The sequence below is a fragment of the Amycolatopsis sp. VC5-11 genome (assembly GCF_037034185.1).
In the GTDB taxonomy this organism is placed as follows: Bacteria; Actinomycetota; Actinomycetes; order Mycobacteriales; family Pseudonocardiaceae; genus Amycolatopsis; species Amycolatopsis nivea.
Window position 1 is genome coordinate 1,459,125 of record NZ_JBAGKF010000001.1, and the last position, 15,085, is coordinate 1,474,209.

The 15,085-nt window shown below is 68.5% G+C and carries 14 protein-coding genes and 3 tRNA genes; 11 read left to right on the forward strand and 6 right to left on the reverse strand.

Features of this window, described 5'->3' with window-relative positions; genetic code table 11:
* Positions 1-10 precede the first annotated feature (10 nt).
* Complete coding sequence (locus WA670_RS45170) at positions 11-517, forward strand: ComF family protein (protein ID WP_442893075.1); 507 nt, start codon at positions 11-13, stop codon at positions 515-517.
* A gap of 184 nt (positions 518-701) precedes the next feature.
* Here WA670_RS45170 and WA670_RS07255 read toward each other — a convergent pair.
* Positions 702-783 (reverse strand) — tRNA-Tyr (locus WA670_RS07255).
* A gap of 118 nt (positions 784-901) precedes the next feature.
* On the opposite strand from WA670_RS07255, the gene WA670_RS07260 reads away from it, so the two are divergent.
* Positions 902-1,393 carry a YajQ family cyclic di-GMP-binding protein gene (locus WA670_RS07260; protein ID WP_009072171.1) on the forward strand — a complete coding sequence of 164 codons (492 nt, stop codon included), beginning with the start codon at positions 902-904 and terminating at the stop codon, positions 1,391-1,393.
* 38 nt (positions 1,394-1,431) lie between these two features.
* Here WA670_RS07260 and WA670_RS07265 read toward each other — a convergent pair whose 3' ends face one another.
* The gene (locus WA670_RS07265; protein ID WP_336157169.1) at positions 1,432-2,133 is read right to left on the reverse strand and encodes a hypothetical protein; all 702 of its coding nucleotides are present in this window, start codon (positions 2,131-2,133) and stop codon (positions 1,432-1,434) included.
* 198 nt (positions 2,134-2,331) lie between these two features.
* On the opposite strand from WA670_RS07265, the gene WA670_RS07270 reads away from it, so the two are divergent.
* From WA670_RS07270 to WA670_RS07280, 3 genes are all read left to right on the forward strand, one after another.
* Positions 2,332-3,480, forward strand: a complete 1,149-nt coding sequence (locus tag WA670_RS07270; RefSeq protein WP_336157170.1) for an exo-alpha-sialidase — start codon at positions 2,332-2,334, stop codon at positions 3,478-3,480.
* Positions 3,481-3,553: 73 nt separating this feature from the next.
* Entirely contained in the window at positions 3,554-4,435 is an 882-nt protein-coding gene (gene rfbA / locus WA670_RS07275; RefSeq protein ID WP_336157171.1) for a glucose-1-phosphate thymidylyltransferase RfbA, read from the forward strand.
* 15 nt (positions 4,436-4,450) lie between these two features.
* Positions 4,451-5,098: a hypothetical protein gene (locus tag WA670_RS07280; RefSeq protein WP_336157172.1), complete on the forward strand. Its 648-nt coding sequence runs from the start codon at positions 4,451-4,453 to the stop codon at positions 5,096-5,098.
* Positions 5,099-5,161: 63 nt separating this feature from the next.
* On the opposite strand, the gene lon is transcribed toward WA670_RS07280, so the two are convergent.
* The 4 genes from lon to WA670_RS07300 form a co-directional block, all read right to left on the reverse strand.
* A complete protein-coding gene (gene lon, locus WA670_RS07285; RefSeq protein ID WP_336157173.1) occupies positions 5,162-7,564 on the reverse strand; it encodes an endopeptidase La in 2,403 nt (800 codons plus the stop codon).
* Positions 7,565-7,651: 87 nt separating this feature from the next.
* Positions 7,652-8,476, reverse strand: coding sequence for an SAM-dependent methyltransferase (locus WA670_RS07290; RefSeq protein ID WP_275293183.1), 825 nt, complete (start codon positions 8,474-8,476; stop codon positions 7,652-7,654).
* Complete coding sequence (locus WA670_RS07295; protein WP_037816312.1) at positions 8,473-9,321, reverse strand: SAM-dependent methyltransferase; 849 nt, start codon at positions 9,319-9,321, stop codon at positions 8,473-8,475. The genes WA670_RS07290 and WA670_RS07295 overlap by 4 nt, the downstream gene beginning before the upstream one ends.
* Before the next feature lie 35 nt (positions 9,322-9,356).
* Positions 9,357-10,298 carry a GNAT family N-acetyltransferase gene (locus tag WA670_RS07300; protein ID WP_037816311.1) on the reverse strand — a complete coding sequence of 314 codons (942 nt, stop codon included), beginning with the start codon at positions 10,296-10,298 and terminating at the stop codon, positions 9,357-9,359.
* A 249-nt stretch (positions 10,299-10,547) separates the two neighbouring features.
* On the opposite strand from WA670_RS07300, the gene WA670_RS07305 reads away from it, so the two are divergent.
* From WA670_RS07305 to WA670_RS07330, 6 genes are all read left to right on the forward strand, one after another.
* Positions 10,548-13,169, forward strand: coding sequence for a putative bifunctional diguanylate cyclase/phosphodiesterase (locus WA670_RS07305; RefSeq protein WP_037816310.1), 2,622 nt, complete (start codon positions 10,548-10,550; stop codon positions 13,167-13,169).
* A gap of 79 nt (positions 13,170-13,248) precedes the next feature.
* Positions 13,249-13,321: transfer RNA gene (locus WA670_RS07310), tRNA-Thr, on the forward strand.
* A gap of 162 nt (positions 13,322-13,483) precedes the next feature.
* A tRNA-Met gene (locus WA670_RS07315) sits at positions 13,484-13,556 on the forward strand.
* A gap of 49 nt (positions 13,557-13,605) precedes the next feature.
* On the forward strand, positions 13,606-13,770 hold the full coding sequence (rpmG, locus tag WA670_RS07320; protein WP_005152047.1) for a 50S ribosomal protein L33: 165 nt from the start codon (positions 13,606-13,608) through the stop codon (positions 13,768-13,770).
* Positions 13,771-13,895: 125 nt separating this feature from the next.
* Positions 13,896-14,345, forward strand: coding sequence for a MaoC family dehydratase N-terminal domain-containing protein (locus WA670_RS07325; protein ID WP_037816309.1), 450 nt, complete (start codon positions 13,896-13,898; stop codon positions 14,343-14,345).
* Complete coding sequence (locus tag WA670_RS07330; RefSeq protein ID WP_167754350.1) at positions 14,342-14,740, forward strand: MaoC family dehydratase; 399 nt, start codon at positions 14,342-14,344, stop codon at positions 14,738-14,740. The genes WA670_RS07325 and WA670_RS07330 overlap by 4 nt, the downstream gene beginning before the upstream one ends.
* The last annotated feature ends 345 nt before the right edge of the window (positions 14,741-15,085 follow it).

Consider the following 15,085-nt stretch of genomic DNA (forward strand, 5'->3'; position numbering starts at 1 on the left):
CCTCGCGATGATGATTCTTGCCGCGACTTACATACATTGGCGGTGTATTGCGGGGCAGGGTTCCGGGGAGGCCTGGGATTCGGTCACTTTCGTCCCGTCGAAAAGTCGGCCGGGTCCGGAGCATCCGGTCGCGGAACTTGCTCGCAACGTCGCCTTGTGCAATGGATCCAAGAACAGGTTCAGGCTGCATCTAGGCGTGGGTATTGATGCGCCTAAGCGCACGATCGTGCCAGACAGGTTTTCAGTTCCTGAATCTGCCCTTGACAGGGTTGCGGGCAAGAGAATCCTCCTGGTCGACGATACCTGGACGACCGGAGTAACCGTCCAATCGGCTGCGGTTGCGCTGCATGATGCAGGTGCGAGCCAGGTGACCGCGCTGTGCGTCGCGCGATGGTGTCGCCATGACTGGTCCGATCATCGGCAGTTGCTTGACTCATGCACCGCGCCCTACGACGCGTTCGTGTGCCCGGTACAGAGCCCGTCCTGCACCGTCGCGGCGTCGGGCACTGGGATTTGATGCACACGGCCCAGCGGGGCCATTGAGCGGAAGCCGTACGCGTCGCGAAGGCTCGCGGTGACTTCCGCGCCGCCGTGCGCCGCGGCCAATGCACGCCCAACCGGAATCAGATGCGCTCGACCATGCAGCACGAAATCACCCCCGTGACCGGTTCGTGCTGGTCACGGGGGTGATTTGGCTGGTGTGGCAGGTGAGGGATTCGAACCCCCGAAGGCTGAGCCGTCTGATTTACAGTCAGATCCCTTTGGCCGCTTGGGTAACCTGCCATGGCCGGGCGAACCGGCCGGGAAGAAGGATACCCAACGGTCCGGACGGCCGGTCAACCGGGATCCCCCGGCGCTACGCTGGGGGTCCCTGACGAGCTGAGACAAGGTGTGAGGACACGTGGCGGATCCCTCTTTCGACGTGGTGAGCAAGGTCGACCGCCAGGAGGTGGACAACGCGCTCAACCAGGCCAGCAAGGAACTGGGCACGCGGTTCGACTTCCGCGGCACCGGAACCGGCATCAGCTGGTCCGGCGAGGAAGCCATCGCGATCGAGTCGGAGACCGAAGAGCGCGCCCTCGCGGCGGTGGAGGTCTTCAAGGAGAAGCTGATCAAGCGGAACATCTCGCTGAAGGCCTTCGAGGCAGGCGAGCCCGCGATCTCCGGCAAGATTTACAAGATCAGCGGCAAGATCCTGCAGGGCATCGCGTCGGACAAGGCGAAGCAGATCGCGAAGTTCATCCGCGACGAGGGCCCGAAGGGCGTCCAGGCCCAGATCCAGGGCGACCAGCTGCGGGTGTCGGGCAAGAAGAAGGACCAGCTGCAGGAGGTGATCTCGTTGCTGAAGGGCAAGGACTTCGAGATCGCGCTGCAGTTCACCAACTACCGGTGACCTACAGGTGCTGCGGACGCCAACACGTCCGCAGCACCTCACCAGGCGGTGAAGGTCCAATCCGCCTCGAACGTCTCCACTGCCACATACGTGGGTCCTTCGAGAGGGAACTCCTCGGTGGTCTGGCCGATGTGGTTCACCGCCAGGTGCGGGTAGCCGTCCGCCAGCACCCAGACTCCGTTCGAGCCCTTCGAGCCCGTGAAGAACTTCCCCGTCACCATCCCTGGCGGCACCGCGAGGACCGCGTCTCCGTGGCCGTTGTACGGCTTGCCCGGTTCGACAGGCGGCACTCCGCGGTAATCGGTGATCGTCGCGGTCCACGCACCCTTCGCCTCGACCGTCAGCGTGTGGACGGATTTGCCGCCGGGGGAGACGTTGAACCAGGCCGTCCCGTGGTAGGCGTCGCCGTCGTTGACCAGCAGGCTTTCGGTGCCGTCGGTCGTCACCGCGATGTGGCCGGTGCACTTCGGACAGTCGAAGGTGAGGAATCCCGCCACCTCGGACGGCCAGGTCAACGGCACGGTCGCGTTGTTCTTGCCCTGGTGGGTCTCCGTCGGGTTCTCGGCGAGGCGCGGCTTCTCCGGACGCGGCGGCGGAGGCAGAACCGGCGCGGGGGAGTCGCTGGGTTCGTCTTCCATCGGGTACGCGATCGCCCCAATGCCGCTCGGCTGCAGTGAGCACGACGCGGTGAGCGCTACCGCCGCGCAGACGGCGGCCAGACGCACTGCGGTGCGGCGCATGATTCCCCCTCGCTTGCCCCGACGGGGCCTCCGGATGATCTTTCGTCACGCTCCGCCCAGTCGTTACGAAACGGGCGCCCTGAACAGCCCAGTGATCTCCTCGAAGGGGTGGACTCACGCGGGTGACCAGGCGAAATCGATGGTGGCGACGCGACCACGTGGTGTAATCGCCCGGCTGGTCGTGAGAGGAGTTTCTGGATGCGCCGTTGGACTCCCGTGCTTGCTTTCCTCACCTCGCTGGCGGTCCTCGTGACCGCGATCGCGCCGGTCGCGGAAGCCGCCGACCGGAAGCTGCTCGTCCCCGGCTTCGGCTCGTACCCGCGGCTGATCCGGCTGGAACACTCGCCGTTCGGGCGCGGGAACATCATCGCGTCGCTGACCAGCGAGGACGGCAACGGCCGGTTCGCGCCGATCCTCGAGAGCACCGACGAGGGCGCGAGCTTCCACCAGATCGGCGAGATCCGCGACCCCGACGCCAGGTCCGGTCAATGCTGCGGAACCCTCTACGAACTGCCGCAGCGGGTCGGCCGCATGCGGGCGGGCACGCTGCTGTGGGCGGCGACCTACCGGCAGGACGCGGGACCGCAGCGCCGGATGGGGATCAAGGTGTGGGCCAGCCGCGACGGCGGACACAACTGGCGGTACCTGTCCGAGGCCGCGCTCTCGCACAACCACGACGGCGTCTGGGAACCAGAGTTCACTGTGGACGCCGGCGGCACGCTCTGGCTGCACTACGCCGACGAGACGCAGGCCCCGAAGTACGGCCAGGTGCTCAACCGCGTCGCCTCGACCGACGGGATCAACTGGGGCACCAAGCAGCTCACGATGGCCATCGGGCCGTCCCGGGTGCGTCCGGGCATGCCGATCATCCGCAGGCTGCCCGACGGCCGGTACTGGTTCGGCTACGAGATCTGCAACTATCGCGACCGCTACTGCGATCCGTATTACAAAATCTCCGCGGACGGCGCGAACTGGGGCGATCCGGCCGATCCCGGCACCAGGGTGAACACCGCGAGCGGCAACTACTTCCAGCACGCCCAGACCACCACGCTGTTCCCCGGCGGCCCCAACGGCGTGCGGCTGGTGATGGTCGGCCAGATCTACACGACCGCCGACGGCGCCCCGGTGGCCGGAAACGGGCAGACGCTGCTGGCCAACGACAACTTCGGCGCCGGCAACTGGTACGAACTGCCCGCGCCGGTCCACATCAGCGGCATCTACAACAACTACTGCCCCAACTATTCGTCCACCGTGCTGCCGGTCGACGGCGGGAAGAACGTGCTGGAAATCGCCACCGAGTACGCGCACGGCTGCCAGGCGTTCTTCGGGAAAGGTCCGGCTTTCTGAGTTGTGCGAAGCCCAGGACGGCCTCCATGCTCACTCGGTACGGTGAACACCACCACCGCATTGAGGAGGGGCTGTGAAGGGCATCGTGCTCGCCGGGGGCAGCGGAACCCGTCTGCATCCGATCACGCAGGCCGTGTCGAAGCAGCTGCTGCCGGTCTACGACAAACCGATGATCTACTACCCGATCTCGGTGCTCATGCTTGCCGGGATCCGCGAGATCCTGATCATCTCCACCCCGGCCGACCTGCCGAACTTCCGCCGCCTGCTCGGCGACGGCAGCCAGTTCGGGCTCTCCTTCTCGTTCGCGGAACAGCCGAGCCCGAACGGTCTCGCCGAGGCGTTCGTGATCGGCGCGGACTTCGTCGGCGACGATTCGGTCGCGCTGGTGCTGGGCGACAACATCTTCTACGGCCAAGGCTTCTCCACGACGCTGCGCACCGCCGCGACCGACCTGGACGGTTGCGTCCTGTTCGGCTACCAGGTGAAGGACCCCGAGCGCTACGGCGTCGGCGAGGTCGACGAGAACGGCACCCTGCTGTCCATTGAGGAAAAGCCCGAGAAGCCGCGGTCGAACAACGCGATCACCGGGCTGTACTTCTACGACAACGAGGTCGTCGACATCTCCCGCAACCTGAAGCCTTCCGCACGCGGCGAGCTGGAGATCACCGACGTCAACCTCTCCTACCTGCGCCGCGACCGCGCGAAGCTGATCGAGCTGAGCCGCGGTTTCGCCTGGCTCGACACCGGCACGCACGATTCGCTGCTGGAAGCCGGACAGTTCGTGCAGGTGCTGGAACACCGGACCGGGGTGCGGATCGCGTGCCTGGAAGAAGTCGCGCTGAAGATGGGCTTCATCAGCGCGGAAGAATGCCACGCGTTGGGCACCAAACTGGCGAAGTCCGGATATGGCGAATACGTGATGAACGTGGCCTTGCTCGCGGGGGCGCAGGGCTGACCCGGAGGGGAATTTGTGAGTTACGACCTGGGGGTATGGGCTGGGGACGCCGAGGATCCGCAAGCCCGCTACGCCAGCCTTTGCGACAGCTCTGGCTCGGCTGCTCCGGAGCTGGACGGGTTCTACCGCGACCTGACCGCGAAATACCCGGAACTGTACGAGGCCGAGGATCCCGAAGAATCCCCGTGGAACGCGGCTATCGAGCGCTCCGGCGACGGCGCGGTACTGGCGATCCAACACTCGCGCGCGGTTGCGGTGACGCGTGTTGTCCTTGACCTGGCTCGAAAACACGGCTTGACGGTGTTCAATCCGCAGACCGGCGAGGTGCACCGGCCGAGCGTGCTGGACCTGACCATGTGCGACGGTTCCCGCGTGGAAAACCCTGACGCAGCAGGGATCAAGACGGCGCTGGGCCGGTTGTCGGCGAAGAATTGGTATGCCGTCTTGGAACGCGGCGACCATTATGTCCAAATAGGACAGGGCAAGTTCGCGGCGGCTCCGCGGGGGAAGTTCGCGCTGGAGCGCCGGGACGGGTCGCCGGAGCGGCATTACCGCACGGAGGTCGGGAGCCTGGCGGAGGTGGTGACGGCGTTCGCCGGCTTTGCCGCGCAGGACTCGTCTTGGGTGGAAGGCTTCGAATGGGAGAAGGTCGACTTCTCCTGACGTGCCGTGAAGGGCTCCTGGAGGGAATCAGATTCCTTCAAGGAGCCCTTCACGGACCTACGGTCAAGCCGCCTGTCGAACCTCCGAAGACGCTGGTGTCAAAGCCAACTCCAGCACCTCCCGCACGTTCGCCACCGCGTGCACCTCCAACTGCGACAGCACCTCCGCGGGCACGTCATCCAGATCCGGCTCGTTCCGCTGCGGGATGATCACCGTCTTCATCCCCGCCCGGTGCGCGGCCAGCAGTTTCTGCTTGACCCCGCCGATCGGCAGCACCCGTCCGGTCAGCGAAACCTCGCCGGTCATCGCCACATCGGCCCGGACCACCCGGCCCGACAGCAGTGACGCCAGCGCGGTCGTCATCGTGATGCCCGCCGAAGGTCCGTCCTTCGGCACCGCGCCTGCCGGGACGTGTACGTGGATTCCCCGCTCTCGCAGGTCTCCCACCGGCAGTTCCAGCTCCGCACCGTGCGAGCGCAGGTACGACAGCGCGATCTGCACCGACTCCTTCATCACGTCACCCAGCTGCCCGGTCAGCTGCAGGCCAGAAGCCCCGCTCTCCGGATCGGCCAGCGACGCCTCGATGTACAGCACGTCCCCGCCAGCGCCGGTGACGGCCAAACCCGTTGCCACGCCTGGCAAAGATGTCCGCTGGGTCGCCGTCGGCAGCGACGATTCCGGTACGTGCCGTGGGCGGCCGAGGTAGGTCTCCAGGTCCGCCGCCGCAATCGACAGTGGCAGCGAGACCGAACCCAAAGCCACCTTCGTCGCGATCTTCCGCAGCACCTTCGCGATCGTCCGGTTCGCGTCGCGCACTCCGGCCTCGCGGGTGTACTCCGCGGCGATCCGGCTGAACGCGTCGTCAGTCAGCACCACGTCACCGGACGCCAGACCGGCTCGCTCGAGTTCGCGGGGGAGCAGGTGATCCCGCGCGATGGTGACCTTTTCGTGCTCGGTGTAACCGTCCAGCGTCACCAGTTCCATCCGGTCCAGCAGCGGGCCGGGGATGGTTTCCAGCGCGTTGGCCGTCGCCAGGAAGACCACATCGGACAGATCCAGCTCCACCTCGAGGTAGTGGTCGCGGAACGTGTGGTTCTGTTCCGGGTCCAGCACTTCGAGCAGCGCGGCCGTCGGGTCGCCGCGGTAATCGGCGCCGACCTTGTCGATCTCGTCGAGCAGCACGACCGGGTTCATCGAGCCGGCTTCCTTGATGGCCCGCACGATCCGGCCCGGCAGCGCGCCGACGTACGTGCGCCGGTGGCCGCGGATCTCCGCCTCGTCCCGGATGCCGCCCAAAGCGACGCGCACGAACTTGCGCCCCATCGCCTTCGCGACCGATTCGCCCAGCGACGTCTTGCCGACCCCGGGAGGGCCGGCGAGCGCCAGCACCGCGCCGGAACGCCGTCCGCCGACTGGGCCGAGGCCCGATTCCGCACGACGCTTGCGCACGGCCAAGTACTCGGTGATCCGTTCCTTGACGTCGTCCAGGCCCGCGTGGTCCGCGTCGAGCACGGCGCGCGCGGCGGCGATGTCGTAGACGTCTTCCGTCCGCTCGTTCCACGGCAGCTCCAGCACCGTGTCGAGCCAGGTCCGGATCCAGCCGCCCTCGGGCGACTGCTCGGACGTCCGCTCCAGCTTGTCGACCTCGGCCAGCGCGGCCTTGCGCACCTCGTCCGGCAGGTCGGCGGCCTCGACGCGGGCCCGGTAGTCGTCGTCGGCCGCGGTGCCGTCGAGTTCGCCCAGTTCCTTGCGGATCGCTTCGAGCTGGCGGCGCAGCAGGAATTCCTTCTGCTGCTTCTCCATCCCGTCCGCGACGTCCTTGCGGATGGTCTCGGTGACCTCCAGCTCGGCCAGGTACTCCCGGCTCCACTCGAGGGCCTTCTCCAGCCGGACGCTGACGTCGAGCGCGCTCAGCAGCTCCAGCTTCTGGTCGGTGGACAGGTACGGCGCGTTGCCTGCCAGGTCGGCGATCGCGGACGGATCCTCGACCTGCTGGACGGCGTCGATCATCTGCCAGCCGCCGCGTTGCTGCAGCACCGAGATGACCACGGCCTTGTACTCCGCGGCGAGCTGCGCGGTGCGGTCGTCGGAGGTTTCGTCCGCGGCGTCGGCGTGCACCCAGCGGGCCGCGCCGGGGCCGTCGGCGATCCGGCCGACGGAAGCGCGCGAGGTGCCGCGGAGCAGCACGGCGGTCTTGCCGCCGGGAACGCGGCCGATCCGTTCGACGGTCGCGACGGTGCCCAGTTCGGCGTACTCGCCGTGCACGCGCGGGACGATCAGGACTTCGGCCTTGCTCGCCGCGCCCGAGCGGATCCCGGGGAACGACGCGGTCGCGGGGGTCTTGGCTTGAGCGGACTCCACTGCGGCCCGGGTCTCTGCGTCGCCGAGGTCGAGCGGGACCACCATGCCCGGCAGCACGACATCGTCATCGAGCGGGAGGACGGGCAGGAGGCGGGGGTCGGACATGTGCACTCCTCGAATAAGTTGAGTCTGCAGTGCTCAACTCTCCGAAGGGCGGGTTTGTTTCCCAGGGAGTGTTCGCTGGGAGAGAAGTCAGGGCTTGACCGCGACGGCGCCCCAGGCGAACGGCCGGACCTCCGCGGCGAACTCCGACACCGGCTCGTCCGGCCGCCAGTCCGGCAGCGCGCTCATCCCCGGCTCCAGCAGCGGCCAGCCGCCGAAGAACGGCAGGATCTCCTCGTCCGAGCGCAGGTACGCCGGGTTCGACGTGTCCCGGTACGCGTCGACGAACGCGCGGACCTCGGCGGCCCGTTCCGGCGGCGCGTCGTCCCGGCAGGTGCCGTGCGTGACGGCCAGCCACGACCCGGGCGCGAGCTGGTTGCGGTAGGCGGCGACCAGCTCTTCCGGCCGGTCGCCGGGGCCGAGGAAGTGCAGCACGGTGATCATCAGCAGGCACACCGGCTGTGACCAGTCGATCAGCTCCTCGGTGATCTCGTCGGCGAAGATCGCTTCCGGATCGCGGATGTCGCGTTCGACGATCCCGGCCCAGTCGGTCGCGTCCTCGCCTTCGAGGATCACCCGCGAATGCGCCGCCGCGACCGGTTCGTAGTCGACGTACACGACCCTCGCCGGCAGCCGATCGCGGACGATCTCGTGCACGTTGCCCGCCGTCGGCACGCCCGAGCCGAGGTCCACGAACTGCCGGATCCCCGCGTCGAGCGCGGCGCGCACGACCCGGTTCATGAACGCCCGGTTCTCCCGCGACATCGGCCGGATCAGCGGCCACACCTTCTCGACGCGGCGGCCGAATTCCCGGTCCACCGCCCAGTTCTGGGTGCCGCCGAGGTACCAGTCGTAGATCCGGGCGGCGGACGGTTTGTCGACGTCCACGCCCCGCGGTGCGTCCGGCGCGGTCATGGCTTGCGCGCCACCGCGCACCAGGCGAACGGACGGGCCTCCGCCTCGACCGCGTTCAGCTCGCGCTCCGGCCGCCAGTCCGGCAGATGCGTGATCCCCGGCTCCAGCAGCGGCCAGCCGCCGAAGAACGGCTCGATCTCTTCGCGGTCGCGCAGCCACATCGGGTTGCTCGTCTTGCGGTACTGCTCCACGAACCAGCGCAGCCCCTCCAGCGCGGGACCGCTGCCGTCGCCCTCGCTCATCTGCGAGATCGCCAGCCAGCTGCCGGACACGAGCTTGTCCCGGTAGGCGCGCACGACGGCGTCCGGATCGTCGTCCGGGCCGACGAAGTGCAGCACCGCCATCAGCATCACGCACACCGGCTTGTCGAAGTCGATCAGCTCGCGGGTGCGCGGGTGGTTCAGCACCGCCCGGGGATCGCGCATGTCCGCCTGCACGATGCCGGCCCAGTCGGTGGCCGCCTCGTCCTCGAGGATCAGCGTCGCGTGCGCCACGGCCACCGGCTCGTAGTCGACGTAGACCACAGTGGCCTCGTCGTCGTCGCCCAGCGCGGCCTCGACCACCTCGTGCACGTTGCCCGCGGTCGGCACGCCGGAGCCGAGGTCGAGGAACTGCCGGATGCCCGCGTCCAGCGCGGCGCGCACCACGCGGTTCATGAACTCGCGGTTCTGCTTCGCGCCGGGCCGGGCGAGCGACCACATCTTCTCGACCTTGCGGCCGAATTCCCGGTCCACCGCCCAGTTCTGCTTGCCGCCCAGATACCAGTCGTAGACCCGCGCGGCCGAAGGTTTCTCGACATCGACGCCTTCCGGCGCTTTCGGTGCAGCGTCGGGCTTTTCGGTCACTGGGACTCCCCTCGAACAGGCCGTACCGCGCCAGACTAGCGAGAACGCACGGCGGGCCGGCGTTGCCAGCCGGTCCACAGCGGCCGGTAGCCCTGCGCGTACCAGAACGGCGTCGACCGCGGGTTCGCCACGGCGTGGTGCAGCAGCACGACATCCGCGCCCGCCTCGTCGAAGACCTGGTGCGCGTGCGCGGCCAGCGCGGTGCCGACACCGGACGACCGAGCGGCCTCGGAAACCGCCAGCGACGACAGGTAACCCACGCGGGAGGCGGCCACCCGGTGCCGGATCCACCCGGTCTCGTCGGGCATCTGCAGCACGACCATGCCGAGCGGCTGGCCGTACAGCTCCGCGATCCAGACCTGCGGCTCAGGCCGTTCGAGGTGGTGCAGCAGTTCCTTGGCGATCAGCTCCTCGACGCCGGGGCGCAGCGTGATCCGGCCGAACTGCGCGTCGTACCGCTGCAGTTCGAGCTGCAACGCGACCGCGGTGGAGAGGTCGTCCGGCGTCGCGTGCCGGATGCAGACGCCCGGCGTCGCGTCGGGTCCGGCGGCCATCCGCTGCGCCGGGCGCACCGCCAGCACGCCGACCGGGGCGAAGCCGTGCCGGAGGAGTTCGGTGGCCCCGGCGGTGTCGCGGCTGGGCCGGGAGAGCACCGCGGCGCACTCCGTATCCCCCACTCGGGCGAGGGACCGCAGGTGTTCATCCCATCGAGTGAGCAGAGCGTCGAGTCCGGCTGCCGGATCGGGACCGGCGAGCTGAACCTCCAGCCGGTGCTCGACGAGCGCCCGCCACATCGACCGCGGGCTGTCCGGGCCGAGCCCGGTGCAGGTGGTCAGACCGGCCGCGGTGGTGTCGCCGACCTCGGCGGAAAGCAGGACGGAATCCCCTCCGACCTCGAAGGGGAGTGGCGCGGGAAGCAGCGCGTCCACCGTGGCGATGCGCGCCGCATGCCCGGTGGCTGTCACGTCGTTGTGCATGCCGCCATTGTCCGCCGACCGGGCCGGAAAAGACCCCCAGAACACTCCCCGGCCCGGGGGTTCCGGGGCGAACCGGGAGTTTCACTCCTTGGTCCACGCAGGTCAGAGAAGAACGCCCATTGTTAACCCTGGGGTGATCTCCTACTGTCTCGAAAGGGACGCCGGTACGCCCTACGGGGTAAGGTGGCGCCCTCGCCCACACCTGACGTCACGGACGAGCGCGACCGGGCAGCCGGGAAGGAAGGTCGGATGCCGGACAGCAACGCCCATCCCGGTACCGCGCCGGAGGCGATGGGCTCGGGAGGTGCTGGCTCCGCACCGGCCGAAGGCCGCACGGACGAGAGCCGCTTCCGCGTTTACACCTTCTTCGTGCTGGGTCTCGGCCTGCTCGCGGCCTTCGCCGTCGGCGCCTGGCTGCCGTTCCACGGTTCGGCGAAGCTCTGGTGGATCGGCCCGGTGCTCGCGGTCGCGTTCCTGCTCGCCGAACAGCTCGGCATCAACGTCGACGTCCGCAGCGGCATTTCGTGGACCATCTCGTTCACCGAGATTCCGCTGGTAATCGGTTTCTTCGTCGCCCCGTTCGAAGTGGTGCTCGCCGCGCATCTCGTGGCGGGCATCGGCACGCTGCTGGCCCGCAAGGTCGCCGGCCGCGTCCTCTACAACGCGGGCGCGTTCCTGCTCGAAATCACCGGCGCGTTCGCCGTCGCCGGGCTCGTGCACCTGGCCATGGGCGGCGGGCCGACCATGCCGTGGGTCGCCGCGCTCGCCGGAACGCTCACCGCGCCGCTGGTCAGCACGCTGCTCGCGCTGGCCGCCGTGCGCGTGCTGCGCCGCCGGATGCGCGTGAGCACCGCGATCCGGCTGACCGGCCGCATCCTCGTGGTCGGCTTCGTCAACGCCTCGGTCGGCCTCACCGGCTACCTCGTCATCGCGAGCACCCCGCAGGCCTGGCCGCTGGTGTTGGCGGTGTTCCTCGGCCTGACCGCGCTGTACTGGGCTTACTCCGATCTGCTTCGCGAACAGCGGGACATGGAAGCGCTGTCCGACGTCAGCCTGATGGTCGCGCGGTCCGGACAGCAGGCCGCCGCCCGTCCGGCGAGCCGCGGCGAGGAACTGGTGGGCGGCGTCGACGTGCGCGAATGGGCCACGATCGCCGAGCGGATCAAGGACCAGCTCGCCGCCGGACGCGTCGTGCTCCGGCTGCGGCTCGAGCCCGAAGACCCGATGCGCGTCGTGGTCGCGGGCAACGAACTCCCGGCCTCGGACCCGGCCAGCGACGACCCGCTGCTGCGCCTGCCCGGCGCGCACGTGCGGCACTTCCGGATCACCGAGGCCAACCCGGACGTCCGCGCGGCGCTGCTGGAACGCAGTGCGCAGGAAGCGCTCGTGGTGCCGCTGCGCAGCGCGAACCGGCTGCTCGGCGTCGTCGAAGCGCACGACCGGCTCTCGCGCTGGCGCGGTTTCGGCAAGTACGACGTCCAGTTGCTCGGCACGATGGCCAGCCACCTCGCGACGTCGCTCGACAACCGGCGGCTGCTCGCCACGCTCCGCCACGACGCCTACCACGACCCGCTCACCGGGCACCTGAACCGGCCCGGATTCCAGCAGGTCTCGCGGGATCCGCTGCGCGAATCGGCGGAGGTCGTGGTGCTGCGGATCGACCTCGACGTCTTCTCCACAGTCAGCGACGCGCTCGGCTACTCGTGGGCGGACCGGATGGTCGTCGCCGCGGGCACCCGCATCCGCGGCGCACTCGGCCCGGACGTCCCGCTCGCCCGGCTCGAAGGCGCGTCCTTCGCCGCACTGCTCGTGGACTGCACGATCGAAGACGCACACCGCGCCGCGGAACGGCTTCGCGTGCAGCTGTCCGAGCCGTACCCGGTGGACCGGCTTTCGGTCGAGGCCAACGCGATGATCGGCTACGCCAGCTCCGTGGACGACGCCGGCGAGGTTGACGTCGACGGCTTGCTGCAGCGTGCCGACGTCGCCGTCCGCGCCACTCGCGGCGGCGAGGAAGTACGCGGCTACGTGCCGAGCATGGGACAGATCTTCCTGCGCCGGTTCCAGATGGTCACGCAGTTCCGGCAGTCGCTCGAAGACGGCCACGTCTCCGTGCACTACCAGCCGAAGGTGACGCTGCCGAACCGGCAGGTGCAAGGCGTCGAGGCGCTCGTGCGCTGGGTGCACCCGGAGTTCGGCAGGCTCGGCCCGGACGAGTTCGTGCCCGCGATCGAGGCGGCTGGCCTGATCGGGGTGCTGACGTCGTTCGTGCTGGAGCAATCGCTGAAGCGCGTGCGCAAGTGGCTCGACGAGGGCCTGCGGATCTCCGCGGCGGTGAACCTGTCGGTGCGGAACCTGTCCGACGACGACTTCCCGGCGAAGGTCCAGCGCGAACTGGAACGCTTCGACGTGCCGCCGGAACTGCTGACGTTCGAGCTGACCGAGTCCGGCGTGATGTCCGACCCGCAGAAGGCGCTGCCGATCCTGCGCGAGCTGCATTCGCTGGGCATCGTGCTGGCGGTGGACGACTTCGGCACCGGCTACTCGTCGCTCGCGTACCTGCGCCAGCTGCCGGTGGACCAGGTCAAGATCGACAAGAGCTTCGTGCTCGGCATGGGCACGGATCTCGGCGACCTCGCGGTGGTGCGGTCGATTGTCGAGCTCGGGCACTCGCTGGGCCTGACGGTCGTGGCGGAAGGCGTCGAGGAGGACGTGGCGCGCGATCAGCTCGAGGCGATGGGATGTGACGTCGCCCAGGGCTATCTGATCTCGCGGCCGCTGCCGGAGGACCGCCTCGAGGCGTGGCTGCAGGCCCGCACGGCACGCTCGCCGGGACGGCACTCGGAGACCGTGCTGACCCTGCTGACCTGAGGTTTTGCGGTTAACCGACCCCGGTTGCACGTGCGGGTGAAGGGGCTTGCTAATCTTTCCAAGTCCTCGCGAGAGGCAGGCCCCTTTAGCTCAGTCGGCAGAGCGTCTCCATGGTAAGGAGAAGGTCTACGGTTCGATTCCGTAAAGGGGCTCGCGAGTAGGCGAGCTATGTCTGCGGAAAACGCAGACGTGGCTCGCTTCGCGGCGTCCATCTGGGGGTCGAACCCCCAGACCCCCGCCAGGGGGCTTGCCCCCTGGACCCCCGGGCCGGGTCACCTTGACTTGGCAGCTCGGGCGGGGTGGGTGTCACGTAGGGCGGTGTAGCTCAGTTGGCAGAGCAAGCGGCTCATAATCGCTGTGTCGCCGGTTCAAGTCCGGCCACCGCTACGCGGTAACGACGGGGCTGGCCCCCGGATCTGAGAGAGAAGGAAACGCTGTGGCTGCCACCGACGTGCGACCCAAGATCACGCTGGCGTGCGAGGAGTGCAAGCACCGCAACTACATCACCAAGAAGAACCGGCGCAACAACCCGGATCGCCTGGAGATGAAGAAGTTCTGCCCGAACTGCGGTACGCACCGGACTCACAAAGAGACCCGCTGACGCAGGCGGTCTTTTACCAGCTTCGCAAAAGCCGTCCCGGCACTCGCCGGGGCGGCTTTTCGCTGTTACCGACGGGTTTAGGCACCCGCGCGGGACGGCCGCCGGGTTCGGTTAGCCTTCTTCGCGTGCCTTTGGACCAGTCGTTCACCGGGCGGGAGTACCCGTCGGACAGCAAGTACTTCGTGAGCCGGGAGAAGATCCGCGAGTTCGCCGACGCGATCGACGACCCGAACCCGGTGTACCGGGACCCGGAGGCGGCCCGCGCGGCCGGCCACCCGGACGTGCTCGCGCCGCCCACCTTCCTCACCATCCTGAACCTGCCGAAGATCAACGGCATCGTGACCGACCCCGCGCTCGGCCTCGACTACTCCCGGATGGTCCACGGCGACCAGGGCTTCCGCTACGAACGCCCGGTCCACGCGGGCGACGAGCTCGAAATCTCGGCCACGATCGAGTCGATCATGGCGCGGGCGGGCAACGACTTCATCAACCTCCGCGCGGAAATCACCGACGCGGACGGCAAACTCGTGTGCACGACGCGGGCGCAGCTCGTGGTTCGGGGGGCGGAAGCGTGAACGTCGGCGACGAACTGCCTCCGCTGGAGGTCCGCATCACCCGCGCGCAGCTGGTCCGCTACGCCGGTGCCTCGCTCGATTTCAACCCGATCCACTGGAACGAGAACTTCGCGACCAAGGTCGGCCTCCCGGACGTGATCGCGCACGGCATGCTCACGATGGCCCTGTCCGGCCGCATCGTCACCGACTGGCTCGGCGACCCGGCCCGCCTCGTGGACTTCAGCACGCGCTTCACCCGCCCGGTCGTGGTGCCGGACAACGACGAGGGCGCACTGGTCGAGGTGACCGCCAAGGTCGGCGCCCTGACCGACGAGGGACTGGCCCGGATCGACCTGACGGTGAAGTTCGAGGGCAAGACCGTGCTGGGCAAACCGCAGGCTCTCGTCCGCCCCTGAGCAACCCGGCTTTGCCCAGCGGTTCCTCCGTGGCCGGTCCTGCCGCCATAGGTCCGGCGCGCTGCTGCGGTCCGTGAAGGGCTCCTTGAGGGAACCAGATTCCCTCAAGGAGCCCTTCACGGCCTTTCGGGGAAGCGAAGCCACGCGGCCAGCCTCGCCAGCCGGTGCTCCGCCGCGGCCCGGCGAGCGCTACCGGGAACCCGCCGCAAACCGCAGCTCTCGCTCGCCCCTGACGAGCCCGCAGCTCGGCCTGATCGCCCCAATGTGGCGTTGGGTGCATCTGACGCATCGAAAGCCACATTGGGTGCGCGGCACGCACCGAACGCCACATTGGGTGCGTCCCAC

Coding starts and splice junctions, on each gene's coding strand:
- WA670_RS45170 (WP_442893075.1), top strand. CDS start 11: ATGATTCTTGCCGCGACTTACATACATTGGCGGTGTATTGCGGGGCAG.
- WA670_RS07265 (WP_336157169.1), bottom strand. CDS start 2,133: ATGCGCCGCACCGCAGTGCGTCTGGCCGCCGTCTGCGCGGCGGTAGCG.
- WA670_RS07270 (WP_336157170.1), top strand. CDS start 2,332: ATGCGCCGTTGGACTCCCGTGCTTGCTTTCCTCACCTCGCTGGCGGTC.
- lon (WP_336157173.1), bottom strand. CDS start 7,564: ATGTCCGACCCCCGCCTCCTGCCCGTCCTCCCGCTCGATGACGATGTC.
- WA670_RS07290 (WP_275293183.1), bottom strand. CDS start 8,476: ATGACCGCGCCGGACGCACCGCGGGGCGTGGACGTCGACAAACCGTCC.
- WA670_RS07300 (WP_037816311.1), bottom strand. CDS start 10,298: ATGCACAACGACGTGACAGCCACCGGGCATGCGGCGCGCATCGCCACG.
- WA670_RS07305 (WP_037816310.1), top strand. CDS start 10,548: ATGCCGGACAGCAACGCCCATCCCGGTACCGCGCCGGAGGCGATGGGC.